Below are 11976 nucleotides of genomic sequence, written 5' to 3' on the forward strand. Positions count from 1 at the left end.
GGTCTTTCAGGCAGGGCGGCGGGGTGGCGCCAGACTATGGCCCCGCCCCCGCCGCCGCCAGCCTAATTCGTGATCAGCTCCGGCCCCATGACGAGCGTCGGCAGCCAGGTCGAGATCGCGGGGATATAGGTCACCATGATCAGGAAAACGACGAGGATCATCAGGAAGGGCAACGCCGCTTTCACGACGCCCATCATCGGCATGCCAGCCACCCCAGAGGTCACGAAGAGGTTAAGACCCACGGGCGGCGTGATCATCCCGATCTCCATGTTGACCACCATGATGATGCCCAGATGGATCGGGTCGATGCCCAGCTCGATGGCGATGGGGAAGACCAGCGGCGCCACGATAACCAGAAGGCCCGAGGGCTCCATGAACTGGCCGCCGATCAGCAGGATCACGTTGACGATCACGAGGAACATGACCGGGCCAAAGCCCGCCTCGAGCATCGCTGCGGTGATCTGCTGCGGGATCTGCTCGTCGGTGAGCACGTGCTTGAGGATCAGCGCGTTGGCGATCACGAACATCAGCGTGATGGTCAGCTTGCCCGCATCAAACAGCGTGCGGCGCGTGTCGGCATGGAAGAAGGCCGTGATCAGCGCCTTGGGCTTGTCGATCAGCGTCAGGTTGCGCTCGCCATCGCCCGTCTTGAGCGGGCCCATGTCGCGGTAGACGAAGCAGGCCACGAGCCACGCATAGACGGCGGCGACCGCCGCGGCCTCGGTCGGCGTGAACGCGCCGCCATAGATGCCGCCCAAGATGATCACGATCAGGAACAGGCCCCAGAAGGCCTCCCGGCCCGTGGCGAAAATCTCGCCCCAGCCGGCCCAATCACCCGAGGGCAGGTCCTTGATGCGCGCCATGACATAGATGCCGACCATCAGCATGAAGCCCGCCAGAAGGCCGGGGATCACGCCCGCGAGGAACATGCGCCCGACCGAGACCTCCACGGCGGCGGCGTAGACCACCATCACGATGGAGGGCGGGATCAGGATGCCCAACGTGCCCGCGTTACAGATCACACCGGCGGCGAATTCCTTGGAATAGCCCACCTGCCGCATGGCGGCGATCACGATGGAGCCGATGGCGACCACGGTGGCAGGGCTGGAGCCCGACAGCGCGGCAAACATCATGCAGGCGAAGACGGAGGCGATGGCCATGCCGCCGCGCAAATGCCCCACGCAGGCGATCGAGAAGTTGATGATCCGCCGCGCCACACCGCCGGTGGACATGAAGCTGGAGGCGAGGATGAAGAACGGAATGGCGAGCAGGGTGTAGTGGCCCGCGAAGGCCTCGAACAGGGTGCCCGCAACCGAGGCCATGGAGCTGTCGGAGAACCACAGCAGGAACAGGATGGACGAGAAGCCAAGGGAGACCGCGATCGGCACCCCGATGAGCATAAGGCCGACGACCATGCCGAAAAGAAGGATGATTTCCATGATGTCAGTCTTTCAGAGCGGTTTCGCGGGCGGCGTCGATCTCGTCTTCCACTTCGTGGCTGACGATCAGCATGTCGATCTTGCCGGTGATCAGCGCCAGCGCGGCCTGTATCGAGCGCAGCAGGAACAGCGCCATGGAGAAGGGCAACACAAAGTACGGGATAAGCAGCGGGATTTTCTCGTACTCGTCGCCATCGTTGAACGCGTCCTCGAGCCAGGTCAGGAAGGCGGGCACGGGGATGTCGTTGGTCTCGTACCAGCCTTTCGGGCGGAAGCTTTCCTCAAATCCCAGCGGGAACCAGCGGGCGATAGGGCCGTCGGTGCTGAAGCCCGGCAGGTTGGCGTAGTTGGCGTAATAGTCCCACGCGCCCTTGAAGAGCATCAGGGCGAACAGCACGCAGACCGCCGCTGCGGCGATGCCGCAGGCGCGTTTGGCTGCGGGTGAAACCATGTTGAGGATCGCGTCGACCCCAAGATGCGCGCCCTTCTTCACGGCGTAGGACGCGCCCAGCAGCACCAGCCAGGCAAACATGAAGACGGTCAGCTCAAGCGCCCAGAGGATGTTCGAGTTGAACACGTAGCGCGCCACCACGTTGGCGAAGGTGATGATCGTCATCATGCCCAGAAGAAAGGCGATGATGGTCTCTTCGATGGTGTCGATGAATGATCGCGCGTGATCGTGCGCTTGTCCGCTCATAGCCGCCTCCCCTGCTGCGTGTCGGATGTGCGAGGCGGCCCCGGTCGTGTCCCCGGGGCCGCCCCTGTCTGCCTTATAGCAGGTTTCTTAGTTGGTGGCGGCGTTGATCGCCTGTGCGGCTGCGATGTTCTCGGCGCCCACGTCACCTTCGAACTGGCTCCACACGGGCTTCATCGCCTCGACCCAGGCCGCGCGCTGATCCGCATCCAGCGAGCGCACCACGCCACCGGCGTCGATGATCGCCTGCTTTGCGCTCTCGTTCACCTTGGTGGACTCGGCGTTGCGGGTCACGGTGACTTCTTCGAGGATGGTCAGGAACTGGTCGCGCACGTCGCCGTCCAGACCGTCCAGCCAGTCCACATTGGCCACGACGAGATAGTCGATGATGCCGTGGTTGGTCTCGGTCACGCCGTCTTGGACTTCGAAGAACTTGCGGCCAAAGATGTTGGACCAGGTGTTTTCCTGGCCGTCCACAACGCCCTGCTGCAGCGCGCCGTACACCTCGGCAAACGCCATCTTCTGGGGCGAGCCACCGATGGCTTCCATCTGGGCGACCAGCACGTCAGAGGGCTGCACGCGGAACTTCAGGCCCTCGGCGTCGGTGGGCAGGATCAGCGGCTTGGAGGCCGACATCTGCTTCATGCCATTGTGCCAGAACTGCAGGCCCTGCAGGCCACGCTTCTGCATGCTGTCCTTCATCGCCTGACCTTCGGCAGAGGCCTGGAACGCGTCCACAGCGGCGATGTCTTTGAACATGAAGGGCAGGTCGAAGATGCGGAACTGCTTGGTGAACTTCTCGAACAGCGACAGCGACGGGGCGGCCAGCTGGATGTCACCCTGCAGCAGGGCCTCGAGCGCTTTCTCGTCGGTGTAGAGCGTGGAGTTCGGGAAGACCTCCATGCAGGCTTTGCCGTTCATCTCGTCATTGACGCGCTGCTCCAGAAGGGATGCAGCGATGCCCTTGGGGTGCTTGTCGGTGTTGGTGACGTGGCTGAACTTGATGACGACTTCGCCGTCGTCACAGGCTGCAAAGGCAGCGCCCGGAACGAGAGCAACGGCCGCGACGCATGCGGCCTTCAAAAAGGTTTTCATTGGTATCCTCCCATTGGATCAACTTGGACGGGTCTTCCGCCCGATGCGGTGAGGGTAAGCGGCCTGTTGGCGGTTTCAAGCGACTCCTTGAAAGAATTGAAAGAGATTTATTTTCAATGCTTTACGGCGAAAAAATCGTGAAGTGCGCTGCAATTTGTGCGGAAAGTCGGACATTTTCACGTTTCCAAACCCGGTATCTGCGGTATGTGCACTGCACCCAACGCTTGCGAATCGCCCGTGCCTCACCTGCCCCGCCTTACCCCTGTCCTGCTGATATCCGCGCTGCTTGCGGCGCTGATTGTCACGGGCGTCTATCAGATGGGTCTGCGGGCCGGGCTCGACCGGTTGGAGCGGTCGGGCGAGATCGCGGTGCAGCAGGCGGGCGACCGGATCACCGCGCAATTGGAAAGCTACAAGGAACTGGCCAACTTCCTCGCGCGCCACCCGCGGGTCATGTCCCAGCTTGACGGGCGCAGTGACATGGTGGGCGTGAGCGAGTTTCTGCTGCGCTCGACCCTGATTGCGGGGGCACGGTCCATCACCGTGCTGGACGAAGGCGGGCGGGTGCTGGCCTCTTCGACCCTCGAAGACGACCCCGGCTTCATCGGGCGCGCGCTTGGACAGCGCGACGACGTTGTGGCCGCGCGCACCGGGCGGCTGGGCGTCTACCATTCCGCCGAGCGCGACGGCGCGCGGGGCTACTACTTCACCCGCAGCGTGCTGGGCCCGGACAGCCGCCCCATCGGCTTTGTCACGGTGAAGGTCAATGTCGACCAGCTGGAATACGAATGGCGCATCGACGAGAACGTTGTGACCTTCTTCGATGCCTACGGCGTGGCCTTCGTGTCGAACCGGCTGGAGCTGGCGCTGAGCTTTGATCCTGATCTGAAACGGCAGGAGATCGTCGGAAGCGCCCCCTACCCGCCCGAAAGCCTGACCCCCTTCCCCGAGCATCTGTTCGAGCGCGCGGGCGGCCGCACGATCTGGGCCTTCGACGGCGGCGGTGTCATGCCGGAGCGGGCGCTGGTGGTCAGCCGCACCCTGCCGCTGGTGGAGATGACGACCCGCGCCTTCATGGACATCGCCCCCGCCGTGGGCGAGGCGCGGCTGCAGGCGCTGCTGACGGCGGCGTTGTTGGCAGCGTTTGGTCTTGGCTTGCTGGCCTTTTGGCAAAGTCGCCAGCGCATTGCCGACCAGCTGCGCATCGAAGCGGAGGCCAACGCGGTGCTGGAAGCCCGCGTCGCGCGGCGCAACGCCCAGCTGCAGCAGGTGCAGGACGATCTGGTGCAGGCCTCCAAGCTGACTGCGCTTGGCCACATGTCGGCCGAGATCAGCCACGAGCTGAACCAGCCGCTCTCGGCCATTCAGAACTACGCGGAGAACGCCAAGAAACTGATCGCGCGGGACCGCGCGCCCGACGCCAAGGACAACCTGTCGCTGATCTCCGAGCAGACGGAACGCATGGGCCGCATCATCACCAACCTGCGTGGCTTCGCCCGCAAGGAAACCGAGCCGCTGGAAGACGTCGATGTGGGTGAAGTGCTACGGGCCTCCCTTGGTCTTGCGGACCAGCGCGCCCGCGCGGAGGACGTCACACTGTCCCTGTCCCTGCCCGACGCGCCGGTCTTTGTCGAAGCAGGCGCCGTGCGGCTGCAGCAGGTCGTAGTGAACCTTCTGTCAAACGCGATGGACGCCATGGAGGGTCAGGAGCGGCGCGAGATCACCGTCTCCCTTGCCCAACAAACGGGCCAGGCGGTGATCACCGTCGAGGACACAGGGCCCGGCCTTGCCGACCCTACCCGCGCGTTCGAGCCGTTTTATACCACGAAGGATGTTGGCGCCTCGAACGGGCTGGGGCTGGGCCTGTCGATTTCCTATGGCATCGTCGGCAGCTTCGGGGGCACGCTCGCGGTCGAAAATCCCGAGAACGGCGGGGCGCGCTTTACCATCGCCCTGCCCCTGCTCGACCGACAGGAGGCGGCGGAATGATCCCGAAAGTGCTTCTGATCGAGGATGACGCGGCCCTGCGCGGCTCGCTCACCCAAAGCTTCGAGCTGGAAGAGATCGACGTGATCGCCACCTCAAGCTACGTCATGGCCAAGCCCCATATCAGCCGCGATTTCGAGGGCGTCGTGCTGTCGGATATCCGCATGCCGGGCAAGGACGGCTTCGACGTGCTGGCCCGCGCCCGCGAGGTGGACCCCGACCTGCCGGTGGTCCTGCTGACGGGCCAGGCGGATGTGCCGATGGCGGTGCGCGCCATGTCCGAGGGCGCCTATGACTTCCGCCAGAAGCCCTGCCCGCCGGACAAGCTTTTGGAGGTTATCACTCGCGCGCTGGAGCATCGCCACCTCGTGCTGCGCTCGCGCCAGATGGAGCGGCGATTGCAGGCGGGCGATGCGGCGGCTGCGAATTTTCCCGGCAGCTCCAGCGCCGTGGTTCGGCTGCGCGAACACCTTCGCCAAGCCGCCGGGCTGCCGCAAAACATCTTCCTGCACGGCCCACCCGGGGCGGGCAAACGGCTGGCGGCGCATACGATCCACGCGCTCGACGCCGAGCGTCAGGCCTTCATCTCGCTGTCGATGCAGGACATTTCCGCCGAAGCGCTGCGCGACCTCGATGTCGGCGCGCTGCCCACCGATCTGTCCATGAAGGCGCTGGAACGCGCGACCCCCGCGCAGCAATCCGCGCTCGTCTCGCTGATGGAGCGGGTGCCTGGGCTGCGGGTGATGGCGTCCTCAAGCCTGCCGCTGGGCAAGCTGCGGGCGAACGGGCTGAGCGACGATCTGTTCTTCGCGTTCGACGTCATGCAGATCGAGGTGCCGTCGCTCGCGCGCCGCAAGAAGGACCTTGCCGTGCTGTTCGAGACGCTGGTGCGCCAGAACGTGCGAGGGCTGAATTCCGACATGCCGGTGATCTCTGAAAGCCTGTACGCGCAGGTCGTTGCGCGCGACTGGCCCGGCAATCTGCCGGAGCTGCGCAACTTCGCGCGCAGCTTCGCGCTTGGCCTGAACATGCAGGCCCACCCAAGTGCGGAGCTGACGCTGGCGGACCAGATGAACTCCTTCGAGAAGCTGGTGCTGTCGGACACGCTCAAGCGGCTGGGCGGGCGGTCCGGCGCCGTCGCGGAGGCGCTCGGCCTGCCGCGCAAGACGCTCTATGACAAACTGGCCAAGCACGGGCTGAAACCGAAAGACTTCCGGGTCAAAAAGCCCGTTGATCCCGCCCCTTAGCCGTGAGACTTTCGCGGGCGCGGGAGGACCTATGGGCGAGATTTGGGAGGGCATGGCAGCGGCGTTGACCCTGCTGGTCACGCTGGACGCGGATCTGGTGGAGATCACGCTCCGCTCGCTGCATGTGACATTGACGGCGGTCGTCATCGCCTCGGCCCTTGGCCTGCCCTTTGGCGCGTGGCTGGCGATCCGCCGCTTCCGCTACCGTCGCACCGCGATTGCCCTGATGAACGCCTTGATGGGCCTGCCGCCTGTGGTCGTCGGGCTGATCGTCTACATCCTGCTATCGCGCTCGGGCCCGTTCGGGGTGCTGGGGTTGCTGTTCACACCCACGGCGATGATCATCGCGCAGGTGATCATCATCACGCCGCTGATCGCATCGATTGCCCATCAGGCGATCCGCGAGTTATGGGCGGAGTATCACGACCTGCTGATCTCGCTGAACACGACGCGGGGCCAGCGCATTCGCACCCTGATCTGGGACGGCAGGCGGGCCTTGATCACAGCGGCGCTCGCGGGCTTTGGCCGCGCGATTGGCGAGGTGGGCGCGATCATGATCGTGGGCGGCAATATCGACCACGCGACCCGGGTGCTGACGACGGCGATCGCGCTGGAGACCGGCAAGGGCGACTTCGCGCTAGCCTTGGGACTGGGCTTCGTGCTGATCGGGCTGGCGGTGATCGTGAACCTTGCGATCCATGGCCTGAGCCGCACGGAACGGGAGGGCCGCTGGTGAGCATCCTGCCCCTTTCTGTGACCGGTGCCGTGGTGCGCCGCAAAGGCGAGACGCTGGTAGGTCCTGTGGATCTGGAGGTCGCCAAAGGCGCGTTCGTGATCGTCATTGGGCCAAACGGATCCGGCAAGACGACCCTGATCCGCAGCCTGCATGGGCTGCAGCGGCTGACCGAAGGCCGGATGCAATACGCCGTGCCGACGGCGGAGGCGGATCAGAAGCAGGCCTATGTGTCCCAACAGCCGATCATGATGCGGCGCACGGTGCTGGATAATCTGGCCTACCCGCTGGTGTTGCAGGGTATGGGCCGCACGGCGGCACGCGCCAAGGCGGCAGAGGCCGCCGTAAAAGTGGGCCTGCGGGCAGGCCTGTCAGTGCCCGCGCCGCAACTGTCGGGCGGCGAGAAGCAGAAGCTGGCGCTGGCCCGCGCTATGATGCGCGCACCGGAGCTGTTGTTCCTCGACGAGCCCTGCGCCAATCTCGACGGGCGCGCCACGGCAGAAATCGAGGCGCTGCTGCTGGCCGAGCACGCGCGCGGCACCACGCTGATGATGGCCACGCATAATATGGGGCAGGCCCGCAGGCTGGCCTCTGACGTGGTGTTTATGCTGGGCGGGCGCATCCATGAGCGCGCCGCGGCGACAGATTTCTTCGACGGGCCCGCCACGGACGAGGCCCGCGCATTTCTGAAAGGGGATATCGTATGATCCGTTTGTTTATCGCGATTGTGGCGTTGGTCTGGGCGCAGGCGAGCCTCGCGGAGACGCTGCGCATGGCGGTGACGACCTCGTTCCACAATTCCGGCCTGTCGGAGGTGTTGCTGCCCGCGATTGAAGCCGACACCGGGCTGGAGGTGCAGCTGCTGGTCGTGGGCACGGGGCAGGCGATCCGGCTTGGGGAAGCGGGTGATGTGGACGCGATCCTGGTGCATTCGCGCGCAGCCGAGGACGCGTTTGTCGAGGCCGGGTTCGGGACGCATCGGCGCGAGATCATGTATAACGATTTTGTCGTGATCGGGCCGGAGGTGGACCCGGCGGGGGTCGGCTCGGCGGACGGCATCGCGGATGCGATGGGTAAAATTGCCGGGGCGCAGGCCTTCTTCGTCAGCCGCGGCGATGACAGCGGGACCCACAAGAAAGAGCTGTCATTATGGCGCGCGGCCGGGCTGGACCCGGAGGGACTCGGAGCTTGGTACAAGTCCGTCGGCGCGGGCATGGGGGCGGCGCTGAACACCGCGGCGGGCCTTGGCGCACACATTATGTCCGACCGGGCGAGCTGGCTGAATTTCGGCCGCAAGGACGGGTTGGCGGTGCTGTTCGAGGGCGATCCGGCGCTGTTCAACCAATACGCCTACCTGCCGGTGAACCCGGCCAAGCACCCCCATGTGCGCCACGATCTGGCGTTGCAGTTGGAGGCTTGGCTGGTGAGCGACGCGGCGCGGACGCTGATCGACGGCTACCGGATCGGCGGTGAACAATTGTTCACCTTTAACGCCACTCAGTGAGAATGCGGCTCGTCGTCGAGATGGCCGTGCACCGCGAACTGGTCGATTGAGGCGGCTTGGCTTTCGATGGCGCGGAAGCCCTCCTTGACGCCGGCCTCGGTCAGCTCGCGGGTGACGGCGAGCACGGTGTTGGCGTCCTGATCTTCACACAGCTCGATCATATCGTCGATCTCCTGCGCTGCGGTGGGCTTGGCGGCGTCCAGCGAGGGCGCGCCGTAGACATCGACGAAATGCTGCGCCAGCCGCTCGATCAGCCAGTCGCGCTCGTTGGGCTCAAGCTGGGTGACGGCGACGAAGGAGACGCGCCCGAAGGTTTCCACCCCCAGCCAGCCATTGGTGAAGGCCTGCCGGGCCTTGCCGACCAAATCGCCCTCGCCCCAGTTGGAGAACTCGAACCCGCCCGCGATGCACCACTCGCCCGTCCGCGCGGGGGAGTGGAAAACGTTGAGGTCGCTTTCATCGAAATGGATGGCGCGGGCTAGTTTCATGTCAGCTCTCCAGCAGGGTGGTCAGCGGGATCAGGTGGGTGGTGGCGTCGTCGCGCAGGAGCATCCCGAAGCGCTCATCGACGCCAAGGAAGGTGCCGGTCAGGCCGTCGCGGGCCGTGTCCTCGCCGATGCCATGGGCGAGGCCACGCCATTCCTTGTGCAGGGGTTCGACGCCCTCGTCCGCCCAGCGGTTGATCCAGACAAGCGTGTGCCGCGTCCAACTTTCCAACAGCGCGACCGCGTCCACATCGGCGCAGCCTTCGGCATAGAGCGCGGTTTTATCGGGGGTGTGGCCTGTCTCGTCGCTGTCGGGCCAAAGGGTCAGCTCCAACCCCACGACCAGCCAATCGGGCTCAACGTCCGGGTCGTCGCCAGAGGCCGCGACCCGCAAGCGCCCGCAGGACGCGCCGTTGACCCGGATGCCGCCATCCCATTGAAGATGCACGGCAACTTCGGGCGGGGCGAGCGCGCCGAGCGCATTCTGGAAGCCCACGCCGCAGACCGGCAGCATCGCCATCGCATCGGCGAGCGGCACCTCAGGCGCGAAGACCAGCGCGGCGCGCAACGTGTCGGACGCGAGGTGATGCACGACCAGACCCGCGTCGCAGCCAAGGGCGGCTTGAGCGCAGGCTTTTTCGAACGGGTCGACCGTTACGGCCTGACCGCTCATCAACGGGGGGAAGGTCGGCTCGGTCATATGACGCCCTGCGCGATCAGCGCGCGTGCCACGGTGCGGAACCCTTCGGCCTGCGCGCTGTCGGGCTTGGAGACCACGATGGGCGCGCCGCCATCAGCGGCGAGGCGAATGTCGAGATGGAGCGGAATTTCGGCCAGCAGCGGCACGCCCAGCTTTTCGGCCTCGGACGCGACGCCGCCATGGCCGAAGACATGTTCCTCGTGGCCGCATTTGGAGCAGATATGCGTCGACATATTCTCGATCATGCCCAGAAGCGGCGTCCCGAGCTGGTTGAACATGTCGATGCCCTTGCGCGCGTCCAGAAGGGCCACGTCTTGCGGCGTCGAGACGATCACCGCCCCGTCAAGATGGGCCTTTTGCGCGAGCGTCATCTGCACGTCACCGGTGCCGGGTGGCAGGTCCACCAGCAGCACATCCAAAGCGCCCCATTGGACCTGGTTCAGCATCTGCTGCAGCGCGCCCATCAGCATCGGGCCGCGCCAGACGACGGCCTGATCGTCATTGGTCATCAGGCCCAGCGACATCATCGTCACGCCGTGGTTGCGCATGGGCAGGATGGTTTTGCCATCGGGTGACGCAGGCCTGCCGGAGACGCCCAGCATGCGTGGTTGCGACGGCCCGTAGACATCGGCGTCGAGCAGCCCGACCCGCTTGCCTTCGGCTGCGAGCGCACAGGCGAGATTTGCGGAGACGGTCGACTTGCCGACCCCGCCCTTGCCGGACGCGATGGCGATTATGTGGTTAATGCCCGGCAATTTTTGCGGGCCGGTCGGCTCCGCCGCGCGGGACGGCTTCAGATCCGGCGGCGGCGTGGGCGCGGTGTGAGCGGTCAGCACGGCGGAGACGGTGCCGACCCCGGGCAGCGCCTTGATCTTGGCTTCGGCCTCGGCCCGGACGGGCTCCCACGCGTCGGCGCGCTTCGGGTCGATCTCGATCACGAAGCGCACGGAGGCGTCGTCGCCCACGTTCAAGGCGCGCACGACGCCCGCGCTGACAATGTCCTGATCCTGCGCTGAGACCGGGTCCTTGAGGGTCTTGAGCGCATCGAGCACCTGTTCGCGCGTAAGGCTCATGGGCTAGTCCTGCCCCTCGATCGTGCCGGTAACGACATGCTCCATATCCAGCCCGTCGATGGTCAGCACCATCTTGGCCTCGAACGTGTCGCCGGCCTTGGCGCCCTTGTCGCGCAGCGCGCCTTCGATGGCCTGCTGCGAGGTCACGCCGACCTGCTTGAGGAACTTGCGCATGCTCATGTTGAAGTCTTCGCTCATGGTCTTCTCCCTTGTTTCATTGGTCCTCTCGCGGGCTTGACGCATGCGAGGGCCGCGACTTAGCCTTGATGTAGCGCCCTTTGGAAAGGATCGCCATGCGGTGGTTGATGATCTTGTGCCTGCTTTGCGGCCCTGCCTTCGGGCAGGATGCGGCCTTCCGACTGGCCGCCCCGGCGGAGCTGCAGGAGACCGGATTTCTGAAACATCTGCTGCCGCGCTTCTCGCTGAAAACGCAACTGCGGATCGCGGTTGTGGAGGGCGACGCGGAGGCGCAATTCGCCCGCTCCGGCGACGTGCCGGTGTTTCAGGGGCCGGACGGCATCTGGTATCTGAGCCATGACGGGTCGAAGGCCACGGCGCGGTTCGAGGACTGGCTGACCTCCGAGATCGGGCTGCGCACGGTCGTGGCGTTCCAGCCGGATGGCGCGCCGCTGTTTTCGGAACCGAGCGAGGTCGAGGTCGAGGTCGCCGCGGCCAGTTTCGACGGCGATCTGGCCGAGGGCGAGAAGCTGGCGCTGACCCATTGCGGGCGCTGCCACGTGGTTAACGAGAGCAACCGGATGAACGCAATCGGATCGTCCCCATCCTTTGCCGTGCTGCGCACCCTGTCGGGCTGGGACGACCGCATTTTGGCGTTCTTCACGCTGAAGCCGCACCCGGCGTTCACGCAAGTCGAGGACGTGACCGAGCCGTTCGACCCGCTGCGCCCGTCGCCCATCGCGCCCATCGAGGTGACGCTGGACGACATCGACGCGATCCTCGCCTATACGGCGAGCCTTGCGCCCGCGGACCTTGGGGCCCCGGTCAAGTCTCAGTAGGTTT

General features: G+C 65.3%; 13 protein-coding genes. 6 read left to right on the top strand and 7 right to left on the bottom strand.

Annotation, left to right across the window (positions count from 1 at the left end):
* Positions 1 to 62 precede the first annotated feature (62 nt).
* The 3 genes from C8N43_RS16835 to C8N43_RS16845 all read right to left on the bottom strand — a co-directional run bounded on the left by C8N43_RS16835 (position 63) and on the right by C8N43_RS16845 (position 3228).
* Entirely contained in the window at positions 63 to 1439 is a 1377-nt protein-coding gene (locus C8N43_RS16835) for a TRAP transporter large permease (protein ID WP_107846904.1), read from the bottom strand.
* A gap of 4 nt (positions 1440 to 1443) precedes the next feature.
* Complete coding sequence (locus C8N43_RS16840) at positions 1444 to 2136, bottom strand: TRAP transporter small permease (RefSeq protein ID WP_107846905.1); 693 nt, start codon at positions 2134 to 2136, stop codon at positions 1444 to 1446.
* Between the two features lie 87 nt (positions 2137 to 2223).
* Positions 2224 to 3228, bottom strand: coding sequence for a DctP family TRAP transporter solute-binding subunit (locus tag C8N43_RS16845; protein WP_107846906.1), 1005 nt, complete (start codon positions 3226 to 3228; stop codon positions 2224 to 2226).
* A 237-nt stretch (positions 3229 to 3465) separates the two neighbouring features.
* Between C8N43_RS16845 and C8N43_RS16850 the strand changes: the two genes are divergently transcribed.
* Genes C8N43_RS16850 through C8N43_RS16870 form a run of 5 tightly spaced genes read left to right on the top strand, consistent with a single transcriptional unit; the run spans position 3466 to position 8698 of the window.
* Positions 3466 to 5217: a sensor histidine kinase gene (locus tag C8N43_RS16850; RefSeq protein ID WP_158270002.1), complete on the top strand. Its 1752-nt coding sequence runs from the start codon at positions 3466 to 3468 to the stop codon at positions 5215 to 5217.
* Positions 5214 to 6461, top strand: coding sequence for a sigma-54-dependent transcriptional regulator (locus tag C8N43_RS16855; protein WP_107846908.1), 1248 nt, complete (start codon positions 5214 to 5216; stop codon positions 6459 to 6461). The genes C8N43_RS16850 and C8N43_RS16855 overlap by 4 nt, the downstream gene beginning before the upstream one ends.
* A 31-nt stretch (positions 6462 to 6492) precedes the next feature.
* Positions 6493 to 7197, top strand: a complete 705-nt coding sequence (locus C8N43_RS16860) for an ABC transporter permease (RefSeq protein ID WP_107846909.1) — start codon at positions 6493 to 6495, stop codon at positions 7195 to 7197.
* A complete protein-coding gene (locus C8N43_RS16865) occupies positions 7194 to 7901 on the top strand; it encodes an ATP-binding cassette domain-containing protein (RefSeq protein WP_425437084.1) in 708 nt (235 codons plus the stop codon). Before C8N43_RS16860 ends, C8N43_RS16865 begins: the two co-directional genes overlap by 4 nt.
* On the top strand, positions 7898 to 8698 hold the full coding sequence (locus C8N43_RS16870) for an ABC transporter substrate-binding protein (RefSeq protein WP_107846910.1): 801 nt from the start codon (positions 7898 to 7900) through the stop codon (positions 8696 to 8698). Before C8N43_RS16865 ends, C8N43_RS16870 begins: the two co-directional genes overlap by 4 nt.
* On the opposite strand, the gene C8N43_RS16875 is transcribed toward C8N43_RS16870, so the two are convergent.
* Genes C8N43_RS16875 through C8N43_RS16890 form a run of 4 tightly spaced genes read right to left on the bottom strand, consistent with a single transcriptional unit; the run spans position 8692 to position 11154 of the window.
* Positions 8692 to 9186: a DUF6505 family protein gene (locus tag C8N43_RS16875; protein WP_107846911.1), complete on the bottom strand. Its 495-nt coding sequence runs from the start codon at positions 9184 to 9186 to the stop codon at positions 8692 to 8694. The genes C8N43_RS16870 and C8N43_RS16875 overlap by 7 nt on opposite strands.
* Before the next feature lies 1 nt (position 9187).
* On the bottom strand, positions 9188 to 9883 hold the full coding sequence (locus C8N43_RS16880) for a biotin/lipoate--protein ligase family protein (protein WP_107846912.1): 696 nt from the start codon (positions 9881 to 9883) through the stop codon (positions 9188 to 9190).
* Positions 9880 to 10956 carry an Mrp/NBP35 family ATP-binding protein gene (locus C8N43_RS16885; protein WP_107846913.1) on the bottom strand — a complete coding sequence of 359 codons (1077 nt, stop codon included), beginning with the start codon at positions 10954 to 10956 and terminating at the stop codon, positions 9880 to 9882. The genes C8N43_RS16880 and C8N43_RS16885 overlap by 4 nt, the downstream gene beginning before the upstream one ends.
* Positions 10957 to 10959: 3 nt before the next feature.
* Positions 10960 to 11154 (bottom strand): DUF6494 family protein, encoded by a 195-nt coding sequence (locus C8N43_RS16890; RefSeq protein WP_107846914.1) that lies wholly within the window; start codon positions 11152 to 11154, stop codon positions 10960 to 10962.
* Between the two features lie 95 nt (positions 11155 to 11249).
* Here C8N43_RS16890 and C8N43_RS16895 point away from each other — a divergent pair, with 95 nt between their 5' ends.
* Positions 11250 to 11972 carry a cytochrome c family protein gene (locus tag C8N43_RS16895; RefSeq protein WP_107846915.1) on the top strand — a complete coding sequence of 241 codons (723 nt, stop codon included), beginning with the start codon at positions 11250 to 11252 and terminating at the stop codon, positions 11970 to 11972.
* Positions 11973 to 11976: the final 4 nt, after the last annotated feature.

Origin of the sequence: Litoreibacter ponti (assembly GCF_003054285.1) — a bacterium.
Lineage (GTDB): Bacteria > Pseudomonadota > Alphaproteobacteria > Rhodobacterales > Rhodobacteraceae > Litoreibacter > Litoreibacter ponti.

Coding starts and splice junctions, on each gene's coding strand:
- C8N43_RS16860 (WP_107846909.1), top strand. CDS start 6,493: ATGGGCGAGATTTGGGAGGGCATGGCAGCGGCGTTGACCCTGCTGGTC.
- C8N43_RS16885 (WP_107846913.1), bottom strand. CDS start 10,956: ATGAGCCTTACGCGCGAACAGGTGCTCGATGCGCTCAAGACCCTCAAG.
- C8N43_RS16855 (WP_107846908.1), top strand. CDS start 5,214: ATGATCCCGAAAGTGCTTCTGATCGAGGATGACGCGGCCCTGCGCGGC.
- C8N43_RS16870 (WP_107846910.1), top strand. CDS start 7,898: ATGATCCGTTTGTTTATCGCGATTGTGGCGTTGGTCTGGGCGCAGGCG.
- C8N43_RS16875 (WP_107846911.1), bottom strand. CDS start 9,186: ATGAAACTAGCCCGCGCCATCCATTTCGATGAAAGCGACCTCAACGTT.
- C8N43_RS16845 (WP_107846906.1), bottom strand. CDS start 3,228: ATGAAAACCTTTTTGAAGGCCGCATGCGTCGCGGCCGTTGCTCTCGTT.
- C8N43_RS16880 (WP_107846912.1), bottom strand. CDS start 9,883: ATGACCGAGCCGACCTTCCCCCCGTTGATGAGCGGTCAGGCCGTAACG.
- C8N43_RS16835 (WP_107846904.1), bottom strand. CDS start 1,439: ATGGAAATCATCCTTCTTTTCGGCATGGTCGTCGGCCTTATGCTCATC.
- C8N43_RS16890 (WP_107846914.1), bottom strand. CDS start 11,154: ATGAGCGAAGACTTCAACATGAGCATGCGCAAGTTCCTCAAGCAGGTC.
- C8N43_RS16840 (WP_107846905.1), bottom strand. CDS start 2,136: ATGAGCGGACAAGCGCACGATCACGCGCGATCATTCATCGACACCATC.
- C8N43_RS16895 (WP_107846915.1), top strand. CDS start 11,250: ATGCGGTGGTTGATGATCTTGTGCCTGCTTTGCGGCCCTGCCTTCGGG.